The sequence below is a fragment of the Agromyces sp. PvR057 genome, from assembly GCF_040547485.1.
Taxonomy (GTDB): Bacteria; Actinomycetota; Actinomycetes; order Actinomycetales; family Microbacteriaceae; genus Agromyces.
Genome location: NZ_JBEPPT010000001.1, coordinates 17,312 through 35,947 on the forward strand (window position 1 = coordinate 17,312; position 18,636 = coordinate 35,947).

Below are 18,636 nucleotides of genomic sequence, written 5' to 3' on the forward strand. Positions count from 1 at the left end.
AAAACCGAGCGATGTATGGTTTTGCGATCAGCCTCGACGGCGAGGCTCCGAAAGGACCCCACAGCACATGACGATGGCGTCGACCCCCGCAGCAGATCATCGCCCAGACGAACCCGAAGAGCCCCTCGCCTTCATCGACGAGGCCGCGGGCAACGAGGACCCGCCCGCCCCGATCAAGGGCGTCCGCCGGCTCCTCGGCTGGATCATCCCCGCCAACCTCGGCATCTTCCTCATCTGGGGAGCCGTGCCCGGCATCCTCCTCCCCGCCCAGATCACCGCGCAGTTCGGCGAGGCCGACAAGGTCGCCAACCTCGCCATCGTGATGACGATCGGCGCGTTCTTCTCGATGCTCGCGCAGCCGATCGCCGGTCAGATCTCCGACCGCACGCGCTCGCGGTTCGGGCGTCGCGCACCGTGGATCTTCCTCGGAGCGCTCGCCGGAGGCCTCTCCCTCGTCGGCCTCGCGTTCGCGAACAGCCTCGTCGGCGTGGTGATCGCCTGGACGCTCGTGCAGATCACGTACAACTTCGCGCAGGGCCCCCTCAGCGCCGTCATGCCCGATCGCGTGCCGGTCAAGCGCCGCGGCACGTTCGCCACGCTCTCGGGCATCGGCCTCATGGTCGGCGCGCTCGGCGGGCAGATCATCGGCTCGATCTTCTACGGCAGCATCGCCGCCGGGTACGTGACGTTCGCCGTGTTCTCGCTCGTCATGCTCACACTGTTCATCGTCTTCAACCCCGACCACTCCTCGAAGGAGCTCGAGCCAGAGCCCTTCAGGTTCGCCGACTTCCTGCGCACCTTCTGGGTCAGCCCGATCAAGCACCCCGACTTCTTCTGGGCGTTCACCGGCCGTCTCCTGCTCTACACCGGCTACTTCGCCGTCACCGGATACCAGCTGTACCTCCTCACCGACTACTTCGGCGTCGAGCGGCCGCAGGACGTCATCCCACTCCTCGGCCTCATCAGCCTCGCCGGCATCCTGGTCGCGACCATCGTCTCCGGCCCGCTGTCCGACAAGCTCGGCCGCCGCAAGATCTTCGTCTTCGCCTCGTCCGCCGTGACCGGGCTGGCCTTCCTGCTGCCGTGGGTGTGGCCCGATCTCACCGCATGGATGATCATGACGTTCATCGCGGGCCTCGGCTTCGGCATGTTCCAGGCCGTCGACACCGCGCTCATGAGCGAGGTGCTGCCGTCGGCGAAGTCGTTCGCGAAGGACCTCGGCGTCGTCAACATCGCCGCCACCCTGCCGCAGACCCTCGCCCCCGGCGTCGCCGGCGCGATCGTGCTGACGTTCGGCTACACGGGCCTGTTCCCGGTCGCGATCGTGCTCTCGGTCCTCGGCGCCTTCGCCGTCTGGCCGATCAAGGCGGTGAAGTGATGACGGATGCCGCAGCCGGCGCTCCCGGCGTCACCGCCACGTCCGCGCAGCCGGGCCCGACGCCCCTGGCCGCCTCGAAGCGCCCCCGCGCGCTGCTCGTGATCGGCCTCATCGGCCTGGCCCTCTTCGTCGTGTTCGGCATCACGGTGTTCCAGAACGTCGCCGCCCCGTTGACGCAGCCCCTCGACGACGCCTGGCGCCGCCTGGTCGGTGCGAGCGCGGTCGAGAACGTCAGCTGGATCGTGCCGATGTTCTTCCAGTACCTCGGCGAACTGCCCGGCTTCGCGCTGACGATCCTGCTGATCCCGATCTGGCTGTTCATCATCCGCCGCTGGCGCTCGGCGCTGTTCTGGCTCACGGCCGAGCTCGTCGGCAACATGGTCGTGTCGCAGGTCACGAAGAACCTCGTCGACCGCCCGCGTCCGGCCGACGACCTCGTGAACAACCTGTTCGGCCCGCTCTTCCGCGTCGACCACGGATCGTTCCCCTCGGGTCACGCGGTGAGCGCCGGCATCCTGATCATCGCGGTCGCCGCCGTACTGCCGCCCGCCAAGCGCCGCGTCTGGTGGATCGTCGCCGCCATCATCGGCATCGGCATGATCTGGCAGCGCACGCTCATCAACGCCCACTGGTTCTCGGACGCCGTGTTCGGCGTCATCGGAGGCGCCAGCGCCACGCTCATCCTGTGGTGGGCGTTCTCGACCCTCATCGCGAAGGACTACGGCAAGCCGTTGTTCCGACGCGCGACCCCGACCACGGGTGCGCCATCGGCGCTGCCCGCCTCGTAAGCCTCAACCCAGAGAGGCCGGCGCCCACCGCCGGCACGTGAAGGAGCACCATGACCGACACCATCAACACCGCCGTCGAGGCATCCGCCGCGGAGGTCGTCGCCGGCCTCACCCTCGAGGAGAAGGCCTCGCTCACGAGCGGCGCCGACTTCTGGACCACCAAAGCTGTCGACCGGGTCGGGCTCCCGTCGATCCTCATGACCGACGGCCCGCACGGCGTTCGCCTGCAGCGCGCCGACAGCGACCACCTCGGCATCGGCGACAGCGTGCCGGCCACCTGCTTCCCGCCGGCCGTCGCGCTCGGGTCCTCGTTCGACGCCGAGCTGCTCGAACGGGTCGGCACGGCCCTCGGCGAGGAGGCGCAGGCCGAAGGCGTCGGCGTGCTGCTCGGCCCCGGCATCAACATCAAGCGCTCGCCGCTCTGCGGCCGCAACTTCGAGTACCTCTCCGAGGACCCCATCGTCTCGGGCGTGCTCGGCTCGGCGCTCGTGCGCGGCCTGCAGTCGCAGGGCGTCGGCGCCTCGCTGAAGCACTTCGCGGCCAACAACCAGGAGGCCGACCGCATGCGCGTCTCGGCCGACATCGACGAGCGCCCGCTGCGCGAGATCTACCTGCGCGGCTTCCAGCGCGTCGTCGAGGACGCCCAGCCCTGGACCGTCATGTGCTCCTACAACCGGCTCAACGGCGTCTACACGTCGGAGGACCCGTGGCTGCTCACGAAGGTGCTCCGCGACGAGTGGGGCTTCGAGGGCCTCGTCGTCTCGGATTGGGGCGCGGTCAACGACCGCGTCACCGGGCTCGTCGCCGGCATGGACCTCGAGATGCCCGCCAGCGGCGGCCGCACCGACGCCCAGCTCGTCGCGGCCGTGCAGGGAGGCTCGCTCGACGAGTCCGTGCTCGACCTCGGCGCCCGCCGCAACGTCGAGCTCGTGCAGAAGGTCGTGCGCAACGCCAAGGCGGATGCCGCCTACGACGTCGACGCCCACCACGCGCTCGCCCGCGAGGTCGCCGCCGCGTCGATCGTGCTGCTGAAGAACGAGGGCGGCGTGCTGCCGGTCTCGTCCGACGCCTCCGTCGCCGTGATCGGCGAGCTCGCCCGCACTCCGCGCTACCAGGGCGCCGGCTCCTCGCAGATCAACCCGACGAAGCTCGACAACGCGCTCGACGAGATCCGGACGCTCGCGGACGCCGAGGTGCCGTTCGCCGCCGGGTACGCCGCCGACGCGACGACGTCCGCCGAGCTCACGGCCGAGGCCGTGGCCGTGGCATCCGCAGCCTCGACGGTGCTGCTCTTCCTCGGCGTGCCCGCCGAGCAGGAGTCCGAGGGCTTCGACCGCGACGATCTCGAGCTGCCCGCCGGGCAGACCGAGCTGCTCGACGCGGTGCTCGCCGCCAATGCGAACGTCGTCGTCGTGCTCTCCAACGGCGGCGTCGTGCGCCTGTCGGGCTTCGCCGACCGCGTGCCCGCGATCGTCGAGGGCTGGCTGCTCGGCCAGGCCGGCGGCGGTGCGGTGGCCGACGTGCTCTACGGCATCGTGAACCCCTCGGCCCGCCTCACCGAGACCGTGCCCGTGCGCCTGGCCGACAGCCCCGCGTACCTCGACTTCCCGGGCGAGTTCGGCCACGTGCGCTACGGCGAGGGTCTCTTCGTCGGCTACCGCTGGTACGACGCCCGCGCGCTCGAGGTCAGCTACCCGTTCGGCCACGGCCTCTCGTACACGAGCTTCTCGTATGCCGATGCCTCGGTCTCGTCGGATGCGTCGGGCCTCACCGTGCGCGTCACGGTGACGAACACCGGCGACCGCGACGGCGCCGAGATCGTGCAGGTCTACACCTCGCTCGCCGGCTCGGTCGTCGTGCGCGCACCGCGCGAGCTCAAGGCGTTCGCGAAGGTCGCGCTCGCCGCGGGCGAGTCCCGCGAGGTCGCGGTGCACGTGCGCCGCGAGGACCTGGCGTACTGGGACACCCGCGTCGACCGGTGGGTCGTCGAGGGCGGCGAGTACACCGTCGAGGTCGGGGCGTCGAGCCGCGACATCCGCTCGGTCGCGTCGGTCGCCGTCGAGGGCGACGCCGTGAGTGCGCCCCTCTCGATGAACTCGTCGATCGGCGAGCTCATCGCCCACCCCGTCGCGGGCCCGATCATCATGCAGGCGTTCAGCGCCGGCAATCAGGGCGACGGACCCGATGTCGGCGGGGCGCTCCTCGCCGACCCGTCGATGTTCAAGATGATGGCGTCGTTCCCGATCGGCCGACTCGCGTCGTTCCCGGGCATGCCGGTCGGCGCCGAGCAGGTCGAGCAGCTCATCGCCGTGTCGAACGGGCAGGGCGCGTAGCGCTCAGCGCGCTCGCCGCACACGACCGGCGCCCCGTCTCCCGCCCGGGAGGCGGGGCGCCGTCGTGCAACCCCCTGTTGCGAGGCGACGGTCGAGTGCGAGACTGGGCCGAGCAGACGGAGGGGGTACCGGATGTCGCGGAAGACGACGGCCGAGAAGAACCGTGCGCGAGCTCGACACGAGGCGAGACGGGCCGTGCGCGAGGCGCGCCGCGCGGCGAAGCACGCGCGCAAGGTCGGCGCGAGCCTCACCAGGGCGGGCGCGGAACGGTTCGCGGCGCTCACCGCCGACGCGCAGGCCGACGTGCGGCTCGCACGCGAGGTGCGCAAGAGCCGTCCCCACGAAGCGGTGCGGCTCGCGCATCGGGCCACCAGGCGCCTGGTCGGGGCCTCGACGCGAGCCGAGGCATCCGGCGATGCCGACGTGCGCAAACGGGCGGATGCCGCCGCGAAGCGCAACCAGGCCGCACTCGTGCTGGCGACCAAGCAGCGCCGCGATGCGGCCAAGAAGATCGGCAAGTGGTCGGATGCGGCGACGAAGGCTTGGGAGAAGCACGCCACGGCGGCGGAGTGACGCAGGCGCAGGAGGAACACCGATGGCGATCAGGCTCAATGAGACGGCCCTGCGGCACGCCCGCTCGCTCGTGCGCGACGGCGCCGTGAAGCGCGACGAACGCGACGACTGGAGCGAGCACGCACCGAGCGCCGACGAGGAGAACGCCTTCATCGAGGAGCACGGCTGGACGGAGTACCGCCACTGGCACCTCGGCTTCGACGACGACGCGAACCCCGAGACCAAGGAGGCGTACTCGTTCCCCTACGGCGATTTCCGCAAGGTGCACCGGTGCGCGGTGATCTCGCTCGAGGGCCGCGCCGGCCAGTACGACCACGACGACATCCGCGACGCGTCGAAGAAGCTGCTCGAGCTGATCGACGCGGAGTGACGCGCCTCCGAACCGGGTGAGTCGCACGCCGCCGCCTCGGTCGTGACGCGGCGGCGTGCGTTCACGTGCCGGCGATCAGTTCTTGACGCTCGGCTTCTTCGCGGCGGGCCTGGCGGGAGCGGCCTTCGTGGCCGAGGGCGTCGACGACGCGGCCGTCGTCGACGGCTTCGCCGCCGCAGGCGTGCGCGGGCTGCGCGTCGTCTTCGGCTTGGCGGTCGCGACGGCCTGCGCAGCGGCATCCGCCAGCGGCTTGGCGATCGGCACCATGCGCGTGAGCTGTGTGACGTGCTGGGGGCCGAGCTCGTCGAGCGTGGCGACCTCGAGCAGCTTCATGGTGCGCTCGACCTCGCCCTTCAGGATCGAGATGGTCTTGTCGACGCCGCGGCGACCGCCGGCCATCAGGCCGTAGAGGTAGGCGCGGCCGATGAGCGTGAAGCGTGCACCGAGCGCGACGGATGCCACGATGTCGGCGCCGTTCATGATGCCGGTGTCGACGTGCACCTCCATGTCGGAGCCGATCTCGCGCACGACGTGCGGCAGCAGGTGGAACGGGATCGGGGCGCGGTCGAGCTGGCGCCCGCCGTGGTTCGAGAGCACGACGCCGTCGACGCCGCGGTCGGCGAGCAGGCGCGCGTCCTCGACGGTCTGCACGCCCTTGACGACGATCTTGCCCGGCCACATCGAGCGGATGATGTCGAGGTCGTCGAACGAGATGGTCGGGTCCATGGCCGAGTCGAGCAGTTCGCCCACGGTGCCGCCGGTCGTCGACAGCGAGGCGAACTCGAGCGGCGGCGTGGTGAGGAAGTTGATCCACCAGGCGGGCCGCGGGATCGCGTTGATGATCGTGCCGGGGGTCAGCTGCGGCGGAATCGAGAAGCCGTTGCGCTTGTCGCGCAGGCGCGCACCGGCGACGGGCGTGTCGACCGTGAAGAAGATCGTGTCGAAGCCGGCCGCGGCCGCGCGGCGGGTCAGCTCGTAGGAGATCTCGCGCTCGCGCATGACGTAGAGCTGGAACCAGTTGCGACCGGTCGGGTTCGCGGCTTTCACGTCCTCGATCGACGTGGTGCCGAGCGTCGAGAGCGTGAAGGGGATGCCGGCCGCGCCCGCCGCGCCCGCACCGGCGATCTCGCCCTCGGTCTGCATGAGCCTGGTGAAGCCGGTCGGGGCGATGCCGAACGGCAGGGCGCTCGTGCCGCCGAGCACCTCGCGCGTCGTGTCGACCACGGGCACGCTGCGCAGGATCGACGGGTGGAACTCGACGTCCTGGAATGCCTGGCGCGCACGCGCCAGCGACAGCTCGCCCTCGGCGGCACCCTCGGTGTAGTCGAAGGCCGCCTTGGGGGTGCGCCGCTTCGCGATCGTGCGCAGGTCGGCGATCGTGAGCGCCTTCTCGAGCCGACGATCGGTCGGGTCGAGGGTCGGCGTCTTGAACCGCATGAGCTGGGCGAGCTCCTTGGGATTCGGGAACTGGCGCTGGACCATCTTCGGTTCTCGCTTTCTGGTGGGTGCGGCCGTCAGGCGTTGACGGGAGTGGTTTCGGGGAAGGTCTCGGCGTAGTACCCCGAGATGTGGTCGTGGATGCGGGAGCGGGCTGCCGCGGCATCCGCTGCCCTGATCGCCTCGACGACGCCCCGGTGCTCGCTGCGCAGGCGGGCGGACGTCGCGTGCCAGTCGTCGATGCGCGCGAGGCCGTCGAGCGCGTAGCCCTCGATGCCGCTGCGGAGGCCGGCCATCGTCGCGGTCACGACCTGGTTGCCGGATGCCTCGGCCAGCGCCAGGTGGAACGCGGCGTCGAGCGCGAGGAACTCGGCGGGCTCGAGATCGGGGGAGTCCATGGCGTCGAGCAGGCGCTCGGCGGCGTCGAGGTCTGGTGCGGTGCCCGTGCCGGATGCCGCGTCGGCGAGCTCGCCCGCGACCGAGGTCTCGAGGATGAGCCGCGTGCGCACGATGTCGGCGACGGGGAACCCGTGGGCGGCGACCTGCAGGCGCATGAGGGCGCTCATCGCGCCGCCCGGCGTGGCGACGATGATGGCCCCGGCGTTGGGGCCGGAGCCCGATGCCGTGCGGATGAGGCCCATGGCCTCGAGCACGCGCAGCGCCTCGCGCACGCTGGAACGCCCGACGCCGAGGTCGGCTGCGAGGGCGCGTTCGCCCGGAAGTCGTTCGCCGGGGAGCAGGTCTCCGTCGAGCAGGCGGCGTTCGACGTGCTCGAGCACGGCGCGCCAGGCGCGTGGGCTCTCGCTGTCGTGCGTCATGTCGCCCTCCTGCCGCCCGTCCGCGCCGATGTGGTCTGACCACAGTAGCATGTGTGGTCAGACCACAGGGTCGAGGAGCCCCCCGCTCACCCATGACCGCAGCTCGGCGAGGTCGCGGTCATCGAGTTCGATCCGTGCGCCGCGGCACAGCGATTCGACGTTCCTCGTCCATCCGGCGGCGACCTCGCTCAGAGCGGGTCGGCGACCCACGCTGCGATCCGAGTACTGCAAGCCCCGTATGACGAAGCTGACGGCACCCCGTCCGACCGGCGTTCCCGCGCTCGCGCACGCGTCCCGTACCCGCTTCGCGGTGTCGTTGAGCACGAGCGCATGCTCGGCGAGATCGGCGTGCAATGCCGTGAGCACGCGCCGGTAGGCATCAGTCGTCAGCCGCGGGATGTCCGTGACCTGGGTCACCTGATGTTGCAGCGGCGTGAGCGGGACGGCGATGGACGCCACAGCGTCCGTCGACACGCCCGTCGGCTCGGGTTGGCGTGCGTCTTGGGCGAACGGCAGATCCTCCTCGCGGAAGCGCGCGGCATCCCACGCCCAGCCTCCCTCACCCGAGTGGATGCCGATGGCCGCGCCCGAGACCGCCAGCCAACTGCGGAAGGACCCGTACTCGCCCCAGTCGCGGGTGAGCGTCGGATCGGCGAGGCGCGCCCGATGCGCCAGCGTGGCGAGTTGGATCGGACCGTCCGCGGCGCGCAGGTGTGCGAGTACCGCGTCGCGGGCGGCCGATCCGAGACGGTCGTCCGTCGCGCTCGACGCCGACGCGGCCGACCTCGACGTGATGAGTTCGATGAGGTCGTCCGCCTGCACCACCTGGTCGGCGACGGCCCGGTATGCGCTCGCCACCGGGCCGGCAACGATCACACTCGTCCAGCGGTCCTCGGCCCGGAGTCTCCGCACCAGCGAGGTGAAGTCGGCATCGGCTGACGCGATGAAGAACTCGTCGACGCGGGTGGGTCCGGCCAGCACGTCGACCACGTCCAGGACGAGGTTGATGTCGGCGCTGCTCTTGCCCTGCTGGGTCAACGAAGGGCAGTCCACAACGCCGAACCCGGCACGGGTCCAGTAGGAGCGATACTTCGAGAAGGTGGCCGGGTTCAGGTAGCAGTTGCGGATGAGGAACCGGCGATCGTTCCCGTCGCCGCCGGCGATCGCGTCGAGCCATACGTCGGGTTCGGTGGCGAACGCCTCGGCCGCAGCGCTGTCCAGGCGCTTCAGGCCGAGGAAGATGTTGTCGAAGTCGACGAACAGCGCAGCCCGTCGGATGGCAGTGTCTCTCATGCGCCCATGGTCGGGGCTGCACGGGGAAGACGAAAAGCCCCCGTTCGGCCGCATCGGACGGGAGACCCGCCGGCGTCAGTCCTTGTCGGGCCGGATGCGCACGCGTCCGCGACCCGCTTCGTCGACCTCGACGACGCCGCCGCGTGACTTCAGGAAGTCGGTGAACGAGCCGAACCCGAGTCGACGCTCCTGGAACGAGGGGTCCATGCGCAGCATCTGGTTCTTCACGGCGCCCGACGACTGCCATTCGTCGTCGTTCTTCGCGCGGAGCAGTTCGAGGGCCTTCACGAGCAGCCGGCCGGGGTTGCGCGTGGGCGCGGAGGCCTCGGGGGACATGAACGCGACGGTGGGCACGCCGCGCGGGCCCGTGGGTGCGGCCTCGACGAGCTCCTCGTCGTCGTCGACGGCGGATGCCGCGGCTCGCGACGCGGCTCCGCCCGACTTCGCGCGGCGGTTCGTGCGCTTGGCCGGGGCAGCCGGTGCATCCGACTTCGCACCGCCGGCACCGTCTGCGCCGTCTGCGCCGTCGCCCGCGGAGGCCCCGTCGGCCGCGGACTCGTCGGCGCCGTCGGCGGCGGTGCCCTTGGGGGCGGACTTCCGCGAACCGCGGCGCGAGGAGGCCGCGGGGGCCGGCCCTGCGGCATCCGCCACCTGATCGACCGTGTCCTCGGTCGAGAGCAGCGCGTCGTAGTCGGCGTACTCGTCGCAGGCTGCCGTGAGGGCGCGGCTCGTGCCGCCGGCGACGCCGATGCCGACGACGTAGCGGCCGAGGCGCTTGGCCTTCTGCGCGAGGGCGACGTAGTCGGAGTCGCCCGCGACGATGACGATGTGCGTGAGGTCGTCGATGCGGAACATGTCCTCGATCGCGTCGACGGCGAGGCGGATGTCGGCGCCGTTCTTCGTCGCCGAGAGCGGGAACAGCTGCACGAGGTCGACGGCGCGGTCGATGAGCTGTCCCCGGTAGCTGGCGTTCACGGGCGTCGACCAGTCGGCGTAGGCGCGCGCGATGGCGATCGTCCCGAAGGTCGCGGCGAAGTCGAGCACCGCGTCGACGTCGACCGTGGCCTGGACGAGGCGCTCGGCCGTCTCGGAGCCGGCCGTGACCGTCTTGCGCCGCGAGGTGTCCCGTCGGTACTGGCTGTCGCCGTGCAGTTGGTCGTATCGCGAGATGACGATGTTGTCGAAGTCGAAATACAGGGCCACGCGGGGTTCTGCCGAGATGGGCATGGATACCTTCCATCGAGGGTGTGCCTCCGATGCTACGCCGCCGACCTGAGCAGATCCCGGTGCCAGACCGGGCACGGGCCCGTCGATCCGGGCGCATGGGGGTTGGCCCGTCGGGCGCGCTCGGCCACACTGGGCCTATGAGCGACCCCTCCTCGAGCCCCGAGCAGCCCGACCTCCGCCTGAGCGACGCCGAGCGGGAGCGTGCAGTGGCACTCCTGGCCGACGCCCACGCAGTCGGGCGGCTGTCGGCCTCCGAGTACGGCGACCGGGCCGCGGCGGCACGCGCCGCCGTCACCCGACGCGACCTCGTGCCCCTGTTCGCCGACCTGCCGGCGGAGACGCCGCCCGCCCCGGGCTCACCCGGTGCACGCTACGGCGACCCCGAACCCGTCAGCCGCCCCGCGACCTTCACCGATCCCGACCTCGAGCCGTCTGGCCGGTCGGGCTCGCGTGCGCTCGGCGGCGGAGTCGGGGCCACGGTCATGGCGCTCGTGCCGTTCATCGCGCTCATCCTGTTCCTGGTGAGCGGATTCCTCGGCGGCTGGGCGTGGGCGTGGCTGTGGTGGCTGCTCGTGCCCATCGCGGGCATCGTCATCTACGGGCCCGGGGCAGACGAGCGCCGCCGGCGCTGACATCGGCGGCGGCACTCGCATCGCGGTCAGGCGGATGCCGCGGCGAGCTCGCTCTCGCCCCGAACTCCGGCGGCCGCGAGCACGCCGAGGAACGCCTTCATCCACGTGCCGTTGTCGGGCCATGCCCGCGAGGTGACGAGGTTGCCGTCGACCACGCCGCCGCCGTTCTCGAAGACGCCGCCGACGACCTCGACGTCGATCGCGAGCTCGGGGTAGATCGACGAGGTCCGCCCGGCGAGCACCCCGGCGGCCGCGAGCAGCAGCGGCCCGTGGCAGGTGGCCGCGACCGGGGCATCCGTCGCGAAGAAGTGCCGCACGATGCGCTTCGCGTCCTCGTTGTTGCGCAGGTACTCGGGCGCACGGCCGCCCGGGATCACGATCGCGGCGTAGTCGGCCGGGTCGACGTCGGCGAGCGCGACATCCGCGGGCCAGGTGTGGCCGAGCTTCTCGGTGTACGTGTCGAAGCCGTCGACGAAGTCGTGCACGACGAACTGCAGCTTGCGCACCTCGGGCGCGCCGATGTGCACCTCGAAGCCCTCCTCCTTCAGCCGCTCGTACGGGTAGAGCACCTCGAGCGTCTCGGCGGCGTCGCCGGTGATGATGAGGATCTTGGTCATGAGGGGTACCTCCGGGGTTGCACGTCGCTGTACAGGCGCCAGCTGGTCGGATGCCACGGGTCGGCGACTCGGGCGGCCGCCGCGGTCGGCGGCGACGGGGCCAACTCTGCGCCGCCGCGGCATCCGTGTCACACGTCGTTCGCACTATGTGCGAAACGCCCCAGGATCGGTTGCGCTCGCCGCCGTGCGGCCGTGTCGCCGGCCGGACGCCGGGCGTAGCATCGGGGGCATGAGCGCAGAGGAGCGCCACGGCGGCGCGGGCATCCAGTCGGCCGAGCGCGTGCTGCGCATCCTCGAGCTCGTCGGCGCGGCGCCCACCGGGCTCACCGCCGCCGAGATCGCCCAGCGGCTCGGCTTGGGGCAGTCGACCACGTACCGACTGCTCGCGACCCTGCAGAAGCAGGACTACCTCGCGCGGCAGGCGGGCGAGCACCGCTACATCCTCGGCCGCACGGTCGACCAGCTCGGGCGTGCGCTCCAGTACCAGCTCGTCGCGACCGACCCCGTGCGCCAAGTGCTGCGGGCGATGCACGACGCGGTCGGCGCGCCCGCGTACCTCACGGTGTTCCGCGGCGACGACATCGCGGTCGCGCACATCGAGGACTCGGTGGCGCATCCGCGCATCGGCCAGCTGCACGTCGGCTTCTCGGAGGCGTCGCACGCGACCGCGTTCGGCAAGCTCATGCTCGCCTCCCGCGACGACGCCGCGGTGGCCAGGTTCCTCGAGCGGCACTCGCCCACCCGCCTCACGGCGTCGAGCATCACGGATGCCGCGGCGCTGAACGACCAGCTCGACGAGATCCGCGCGCAGCAGGTCGCCGTCGAGATCGAGGAGTACCTGCCGAAGCTCGCCTGCATCGCGGCACCCGTGCGCTCGGCCGCCGGACGCACGGTCGGAGCCGTCTCGGTCTCGGTGCAGGCGAAGGACTTCGCCGCCCGGTCCGCGCAGCTCGAGCGCGCGGTCCGCCGCGGCGCGTGGCAGGTCTCGGCGCGGCTCGCGGGCTGAGCGCTCCGGGCGGGGCAACCGCACCCGCCGGACCGGGCCCGCGTTCGTGGCCGCCGCGAAATTCAGGAGATCCTGACCTATGGACGCCCACAGGGGCGTGAATGCCGGGATCTCCTGAGTATCTGCGCCCGTGGGCGGCGCGGATGGCCGGTCGGCGGGAGACGCGTCAGATCGACGGGAAGGGCCCGGCACCGATCGGCCCGACGCGCCACCGGTGCTCCCGGCGTGCGAGCAATGCGAGGATCCCCGCCGAGGTGCGCTCCCAGTCGTGGGTGACCTGCCGGTAGCTCAGCCTCAGCACGAGGTACCCACGCGTCATGAGCTCGAAGTCGCGCCGCCGATCGTTCTCGAATTGCGACTGAGAACGGTGGAAGCTCCACCCGTCGACCTCGATCACGAGCCGATCTCCGACGAGGAAGTCGACGAGGCCGACGCCCTCGATCGGTGCCTGGGTGCGGAACCGAATCCGGCGGCTCCGAAGGAACAGCCGGACCTTCGTCTCGAGGCCGGACTGCCCGCCGAAGTCGAGCCGATCGAGCACGGCGCGGCGACCGATCGGCATCGCCTCGCGCACCGCGTCGAGGTGTCCCGGATCGAGCACGCGGCGTTCGATCGCCGACTCGACTGCCGCGAGGGCATCGGTGATCGGCGTGCACGCGAACATCTCGCCGAGGGCGGTCGACAGCGGATCGCGGCCGATGGTGCCGCGGATCCGCCCGCGGTAGTGCAGGCAGACGCCATGCGCGGCGGCGTCGAGGGGGAGCGTGCGATCGTGAGGTGATCGCAGCCGTGAGGCGTTCGCGGCCACGCGCACGTGCAGCCGGTCGTGTTCGGGAACCCAGAGGCCGCTGATCCTCGCGACCGTCGATGCGGTGGCGATGCCGCCGACCCTGATCGCGCGCACGACGTCGTCCGGGGCGTCCGGCGCGGCGAACCATCCGTTCCGGATCCGAGTCGCAGTACCGGCACGCACCGCGCTCGCCGCAGCCTCGCGCCTCACGCCCGCGGCCTCCAACGCCGCGAAGCCCGCCGCACCGCCTGCATGACGCAGGACCGGCGTCACCCCTGCGCTCGCCGTCACCCCCGCGCTCGCCGTCACGGGGCGAGTCTGCCCGCCCGGCGGCGCGGTCGGCCCGGGAACGCGGGGACTGTGGACAAACCCGGGCGGGCGGCATCAGAAATTCAGGAGATCTCGACCTAGAGACGCCCACAGGGGCCCACGTGCCGGGATCTCCTGAATTTCTGCGTCGAGTGCGAGCGACCTGCGCGAGCGCGCGCGTCACGCGGGGCAACAGGGGAATACCCGCATCCGGTCGTCGTTGGACTCACTGTCGCCGCCGGGCGCATGCCCGTGCTCCGTGCCAGAGCCCGAACCGTCAGGAGTCACCATGACCGAATCCGCCCAGACCGCCGACCGCGTGCGCATCGGCGCATCCGACCTCGAGATCGCGCCGCTCTCGCTCGGCACGAACGTGTTCGGCTGGACCGCCGATCGCGACGCGACCTTCGCCGTGCTCGATGCCTTCACGGCTGGCGGCGGCAACTTCGTCGACACCGCCGACGGCTACTCGGCCTGGGTGCCCGGCAACACGGGCGGCGACAGCGAGCGCCTCATCGGCGAGTGGATCGCGTCGCGCGGCTCGCGGGACGACGTGGTCATCGCCACGAAGGTGAGCACGCACCCCGACTTCGCCGGCCTGTCGGCCGCGAACATCCGGGCGGCGGCGGATGCCTCGCTCCAGCGCCTCGGCACCGACGTCATCGACCTCTACTACGCCCACTTCGACGACGCCGACGTGCCGCTCGAGGAGACCGTCGCGGCCTTCTCCTCGCTCGTGGACGCCGGCAAGGTGCGCGCGATCGGCATCTCGAACTACACGGCGGAGCGCATCGACGAGTGGTTCGCGGCGACCGAGGCGAACGGCCTGCACCGCGCGGTCGCCCTGCAGCCGCACTACAACCTCGTCGAGCGCGACTTCGAGACGAACGGCCTGCGCGAGCGCGCCGAGCGCGAGGGGCTCGCGGTCTTCCCGTACTTCTCGCTCGCGAAGGGGTTCCTCGCCGGCAAGTACCGCTCCCAGGCGGATGTCACCGCCGAGGGCGCCAGCGTTCGCGCGGGCGGTGCGGCGCCGTACCTCGGGGAGCGCGGCGACCGGGTGCTCGTCGTGCTCGACGAGGTGGCCGCCGCCCACGGGGCATCCGTCGCGTCGGTCTCGCTCGCGTGGCTCCGGCAGCAGCCGACCGTCGTCGCGCCCATCGCCAGCGCCCGCACCGTCGACCAGCTCGGCGACCTGCTCGCGTCGATCGCGCTCGAGCTGACCGGCGAGGAGCTCGCCGCGCTCGCGGCCGCCTCGGCCTGAGCCGAACGGCAGACGCGGCAGACCTGGCGGTCGCGGCGAACCCGGCGAACCCGGCGAACGCCGGCGACACGGCGACACGGCTCACGAAGGCCCGTGTCGCCGCCGCCGGGCGAGCGCACCGTGCCATGATGCGGTGACGTCGCCGGAGCGCGATGCCGGAGGGGGTTCGCGTGCACGCTCGCTGGTGGAGGCTCGATCCAGGAGGCGCGCTCATCGGGCTGCTCTTCGCAGCCCTCTCGATGACGCCGTCGCTGCTGCCGCGTCCCGCGCTGTTCCAGGGCATCATCACCGCGTTCGCGTTCCTCATCGGGTACGGCATCGGGGTCTTCGCGTGGTGGCTGGTGCGACGTTTCGTCCACTGGCGGCCGAAGCCCGAACACCGCCGCATCGCGTGGTGGGTGTACCTGGGCGTCGCCGTGCTGCTCGCGATCGCGCTGGGGTTCGCCTCGGTCGGGTGGCAGAACGAGGTTCGCCGAACGGTCGAGATGCCCCAGATCGACGGGTTCGACGCGCTGCTCTTCTTCGTCGGGTTCGTGCCCGTCGTGCTCATCGGCCTCGCGCTCGCCCGCGCCGAGCGGCGGCTCGGCATCCGGATGACGGCCAGGTTCGGCCGGGGCTGGGGCGTCACGCTCGCCACGGCGATCGTCGTCGGTTCGACCGTGGCCGCCGTGGCCGTGCTGATGTTCGGCATCGATCGGCTCTCCCTCGCGAACAACGGCCCTGCGGCGCCGTGGGTCACCGAGCCGATGAGCGCCTTCCGCTCGGCGGGCCCCGACTCGGAGGTCGAGTGGGATCTCGTCGGCCGGCACGGGACGGCCTTCCTCGGGGGCGGTCCGAAGGCCGCCGACATCGAGGAGCTCACCGGTCGCCCGGCGCTCGAGCCCGTGCGCGTCTACGTCGGCCAGGCGAACGCGCCGACCGTCGAGGAGCGCGCCGGGATCGCCGTGCGCGAGCTGGAGCGCACCGGGGCGTTCGACCGCGACGTGCTCGTGGTCGCCACGACCACCGGGTCGGGTTGGCTCGAGCCGCAGGCGGTCGACGCCGTCGAGTACCTGCACGGCGGCGACACGGCGATCGTGTCGATGCAGTACGCGTACACGCCGAGCTGGGTCTCGTTCCTCTTCGACCCCGATGCGCCGGTCGCGTCATCCGTCGCCCTGTTCGACGCGGTGAAGGCGAAGTGGGACACGCTGCCAGAGGCGACCCGCCCGCAGCTCGTGGTCTACGGCCTGAGCCTCGGCGCCCACGGCACGCAGGAGGCCTTCGACGGCCTCGACGACCTGCGCGCGAACACCGAGGGCGCGCTCCTCATCGGCAGCCCGAACGGCTCGACGATGTGGCGCACCCTCACCGCGGAGCGCGATGAGGGCAGCCCGCAGTGGCAGCCCGTCGTCGACGGCGGACGCGAGGTGCGGTGGCTGTCGGTGCCCGGCGACTTCCATGCGCTCGGCCCGGACTGGGAGTCGCCCCGCGTCGCGTACCTGCAGCACGCGAACGACCCCGTCACCTGGCTCGGCCTCGAGCTGCTCTGGGCGGAGCCCGACTGGCTGACCCCCGAGGAGCGCGCCGACGAGGTCAGCGACTCGATGCGCTGGATCCCGGGGGTGACCGCGCTGCAGCTCGTCATCGACATGTTCATGGGCGAGAGCGTGCCCGCCAGCCACGGCCACAACTACGGCGACGTCGTGCTCGACGGGTGGCAGGCGATCACGGGTGACGGCGGACTCGACGATGCGGCGATCGACCGCGTCCAGGGCGTGCTCGAGGGGTACGCCGAGGTGCAGCCGGTCGGCAGCGTCAGCGAGTAGCCGGCTCAGGCCCCAGCGGCCACGGCGTTGTGCAGGTGGTCGGCGTTCACGCCGAACCGGCCGAAGCCGCCGCCGACGTTCGTGAGCAGCACGAAGCACACGCCGAGCGTGGGCGTGATCCAGAACTCGGTGCCGGCCCAACCGCCGTGGCCGAACGTGTCGGTCGTCAGCAGGCCGGGGGCCGAGTGCCGCAGGTTCCACGTGAAGCCCCAGTCCTGGCCGCGTGACGCGGGGTAGGGCTCGAGCTTCGGCAGTCCCGCCGTGAGCGGGCGCAGCATGGCCGCACTCGTCGCGCGGGAGACGAGCGACCCGTCGTCGCGGAGCAGTGCGCTGCCCACGGCCAGCAGGTCCTCGGCACGACCGAGGAGTCCGGCGCCCGGATGCCGCTGGGCGGCGAACCTCGCGTAGTCGAGCCCCTGCTCGGCCGCCTCGATCGGGTCATGCCGGCTGGCGTCGGCGTCGAACGTGAAGCCCGTGGCGCCGGCGCGCGCGCCGACGGTCGCGACGGCGTGCTCCCACGGAGCGCCCGAGGCGTGCTCGATGAGCGCCGCGACGCCCTCGAACGCGATCGTCGAGTACCGGCTGACCGTGCCCGCGGCGAAGTCGCGCCCGGGTTCGAGCAGGCCGCGGCGGAGGCCCTGCGGGTCGTCCATGGCCGGCTCGACGATGCCCGACGTGTGGCTGACGAGGTGGCGCAGTCGCACGAGGTCGTCGCGCCCGGCGCCGAACTCGGGCACCGCGTCGGTCAGCGGGGTGTCGGGCGTGAGTCGCCCCTGCTCGACCTGGTGCAGGGCGGCCATTCCGACGATCGGCTTCGTCACCGAGAACAGCGGGTAGTGGTCGTCGACGGATGCCGCGCCGAAGGCGTCGAGCGCCACGGTGCCGTCGGCGGTGGCGATGCCGAGCACGGCCGAGGGCAGCGGACCATGCTCGACGTTGCGGCGGGCCCAGTCGAAGGCGTGGTCGAAGATCGGCATGGTGGTCCTTCCGGGTGGTTCGCGTGCAGGGTTTCCGTGGTCGGCGCGGCCGGCGTGGTCGGGGCGGTCGGCGCCGAGCGGCAGCGCGCAGCTCAGGTGCGCAGCACGACGTTGCGCGGCTCCTCGCCGCGGCGCATCCGGTCGACCTGGTCGCGCACGAGCCGGGCCATTCGCGGCATCATCGCGGTCGAGGCGCCGCCGACGTGGGGCGAGACGAGCACGTTCGGCAGCGCGAAGAGCGGGTGCCCTGCCGGCAGCGGCTCGGGCTCGGTGACGTCGAGCGCGAAGCGCAGCCGGCCGCGCGTCGCGTGGTCGAGGATCGCATCGGTGTCGGCCACCCGGCCACGGGCGATGTTCACGACGAGGGCGCCGTCGGGCAGCGCGGACAGGAACGCGTCGTCGACCAGCCCGGTCGTGGCATCCGTCAGGGGGACGCCCACGATGACGACCTCGGCGCTGGGGAGCAGTTCGGGCAGCTCGTCGATGCCGTGGATGCGGCCGCGGTCGTCGTCGCGGGCGCGGCTGGCCACGCGCGTGACGACGACCTCGAAGGGCAGCAGCCGCTCCTCGATGGCCGCGCCGACACCGCCGTAGCCGATGAGCAGCACGCGGCGGTCGGCGAGGCTCGCGTGCCTGGCCGGGGCCCAGCGCCCTTCGCCGGCGGCGCGCACGAAGTCGGGGATGCCCCGCTGGGCCGCGAGCACGAGGGCCAGCGTGAGCTCGGCGGTCGAGGTCTCGTGCACGGATGCCGCGTTCGCGTAGACGTGGCCGGGCGGCAGCGCCGCGGCGACGTCGTCGTAGCCGATCGACTGCGACTGCACGAGGCGCGTGCTGACGCCCGAGAGGGCGCCGAGCTTCGCCGAGGCGCCCATGTAGGGCGGCACGACGAGATCGAGGTGGTCGGCGGGGGCCGGGCCGGTGAGATCCCACAGCACGACGTCGACGCCGTCGGGCAGGTCGCCGACCGCGTCGCGGAGGGTGGCGCCGGGCAGCGACACGAGCAGTCGGTCGGTCATCGT

General features: G+C 71.9%; 17 protein-coding genes. 9 read left to right on the forward strand and 8 right to left on the reverse strand.

Annotated features, from left to right (window positions below; translation table 11 throughout):
- Positions 1-67 precede the first annotated feature (67 nt).
- The 5 genes from ABIC29_RS00090 to ABIC29_RS00110 all read left to right on the forward strand — a co-directional run bounded on the left by ABIC29_RS00090 (position 68) and on the right by ABIC29_RS00110 (position 5,442).
- On the forward strand, positions 68-1,378 hold the full coding sequence (locus ABIC29_RS00090; RefSeq protein WP_354241618.1) for an MFS transporter: 1,311 nt from the start codon (positions 68-70) through the stop codon (positions 1,376-1,378).
- Positions 1,378-2,166 (forward strand): phosphatase PAP2 family protein, encoded by a 789-nt coding sequence (locus ABIC29_RS00095; RefSeq protein WP_116080340.1) that lies wholly within the window; start codon positions 1,378-1,380, stop codon positions 2,164-2,166. Before ABIC29_RS00090 ends, ABIC29_RS00095 begins: the two co-directional genes overlap by 1 nt.
- Before the next feature lie 50 nt (positions 2,167-2,216).
- Positions 2,217-4,499, forward strand: coding sequence for a glycoside hydrolase family 3 C-terminal domain-containing protein (locus ABIC29_RS00100; RefSeq protein ID WP_354241621.1), 2,283 nt, complete (start codon positions 2,217-2,219; stop codon positions 4,497-4,499).
- Between the two features lie 132 nt (positions 4,500-4,631).
- The gene (locus ABIC29_RS00105) at positions 4,632-5,072 is read left to right on the forward strand and encodes a hypothetical protein (RefSeq protein ID WP_116080342.1); all 441 of its coding nucleotides are present in this window, start codon (positions 4,632-4,634) and stop codon (positions 5,070-5,072) included.
- 22 nt (positions 5,073-5,094) lie between these two features.
- Positions 5,095-5,442, forward strand: a complete 348-nt coding sequence (locus tag ABIC29_RS00110; protein WP_354241624.1) for a hypothetical protein — start codon at positions 5,095-5,097, stop codon at positions 5,440-5,442.
- A 75-nt stretch (positions 5,443-5,517) separates the two neighbouring features.
- Here the strand turns inward: ABIC29_RS00110 and ABIC29_RS00115 are convergent, their stop codons facing one another.
- The 4 genes from ABIC29_RS00115 to ABIC29_RS00130 are packed head-to-tail and all read right to left on the reverse strand — an operon-like array spanning position 5,518 to position 10,217.
- Positions 5,518-6,924 carry an alpha-hydroxy acid oxidase gene (locus ABIC29_RS00115; RefSeq protein WP_354241627.1) on the reverse strand — a complete coding sequence of 469 codons (1,407 nt, stop codon included), beginning with the start codon at positions 6,922-6,924 and terminating at the stop codon, positions 5,518-5,520.
- A 32-nt stretch (positions 6,925-6,956) separates the two neighbouring features.
- Positions 6,957-7,697: a FadR/GntR family transcriptional regulator gene (locus tag ABIC29_RS00120; RefSeq protein ID WP_354241630.1), complete on the reverse strand. Its 741-nt coding sequence runs from the start codon at positions 7,695-7,697 to the stop codon at positions 6,957-6,959.
- Positions 7,698-7,754: 57 nt separating this feature from the next.
- The gene (locus ABIC29_RS00125) at positions 7,755-9,044 is read right to left on the reverse strand and encodes an NYN domain-containing protein (protein ID WP_354241633.1); all 1,290 of its coding nucleotides are present in this window, start codon (positions 9,042-9,044) and stop codon (positions 7,755-7,757) included.
- Positions 9,045-9,065: 21 nt separating this feature from the next.
- Positions 9,066-10,217: an NYN domain-containing protein gene (locus tag ABIC29_RS00130; RefSeq protein ID WP_116080346.1), complete on the reverse strand. Its 1,152-nt coding sequence runs from the start codon at positions 10,215-10,217 to the stop codon at positions 9,066-9,068.
- 137 nt (positions 10,218-10,354) lie between these two features.
- On the opposite strand from ABIC29_RS00130, the gene ABIC29_RS00135 reads away from it, so the two are divergent.
- The gene (locus tag ABIC29_RS00135) at positions 10,355-10,849 is read left to right on the forward strand and encodes a DUF1707 SHOCT-like domain-containing protein (protein WP_354241636.1); all 495 of its coding nucleotides are present in this window, start codon (positions 10,355-10,357) and stop codon (positions 10,847-10,849) included.
- Between the two features lie 26 nt (positions 10,850-10,875).
- Here the strand turns inward: ABIC29_RS00135 and ABIC29_RS00140 are convergent, their stop codons facing one another.
- Positions 10,876-11,466 (reverse strand): DJ-1/PfpI family protein, encoded by a 591-nt coding sequence (locus ABIC29_RS00140; protein WP_354241638.1) that lies wholly within the window; start codon positions 11,464-11,466, stop codon positions 10,876-10,878.
- 229 nt (positions 11,467-11,695) lie between these two features.
- Between ABIC29_RS00140 and ABIC29_RS00145 the strand changes: the two genes are divergently transcribed.
- Positions 11,696-12,472, forward strand: a complete 777-nt coding sequence (locus tag ABIC29_RS00145; protein ID WP_158551725.1) for an IclR family transcriptional regulator — start codon at positions 11,696-11,698, stop codon at positions 12,470-12,472.
- Positions 12,473-12,638: 166 nt separating this feature from the next.
- Here the strand turns inward: ABIC29_RS00145 and ABIC29_RS00150 are convergent, their stop codons facing one another.
- A complete protein-coding gene (locus ABIC29_RS00150) occupies positions 12,639-13,571 on the reverse strand; it encodes an endonuclease domain-containing protein (RefSeq protein ID WP_354241641.1) in 933 nt (310 codons plus the stop codon).
- A gap of 289 nt (positions 13,572-13,860) precedes the next feature.
- Between ABIC29_RS00150 and ABIC29_RS00155 the strand changes: the two genes are divergently transcribed.
- Both ABIC29_RS00155 and ABIC29_RS00160 read left to right on the forward strand, forming a co-directional pair.
- Positions 13,861-14,832, forward strand: coding sequence for an aldo/keto reductase (locus ABIC29_RS00155; RefSeq protein WP_354241644.1), 972 nt, complete (start codon positions 13,861-13,863; stop codon positions 14,830-14,832).
- 170 nt (positions 14,833-15,002) lie between these two features.
- Positions 15,003-16,640, forward strand: coding sequence for an alpha/beta hydrolase (locus ABIC29_RS00160; RefSeq protein ID WP_354241647.1), 1,638 nt, complete (start codon positions 15,003-15,005; stop codon positions 16,638-16,640).
- 5 nt (positions 16,641-16,645) lie between these two features.
- Here the strand turns inward: ABIC29_RS00160 and ABIC29_RS00165 are convergent, their stop codons facing one another.
- Both ABIC29_RS00165 and ABIC29_RS00170 read right to left on the reverse strand, forming a co-directional pair.
- The gene (locus ABIC29_RS00165) at positions 16,646-17,617 is read right to left on the reverse strand and encodes a serine hydrolase domain-containing protein (protein WP_116080352.1); all 972 of its coding nucleotides are present in this window, start codon (positions 17,615-17,617) and stop codon (positions 16,646-16,648) included.
- A gap of 92 nt (positions 17,618-17,709) precedes the next feature.
- Entirely contained in the window at positions 17,710-18,633 is a 924-nt protein-coding gene (locus ABIC29_RS00170) for a 2-hydroxyacid dehydrogenase (protein WP_354241650.1), read from the reverse strand.
- Between the last annotated feature and the right edge of the window lie 3 nt (positions 18,634-18,636).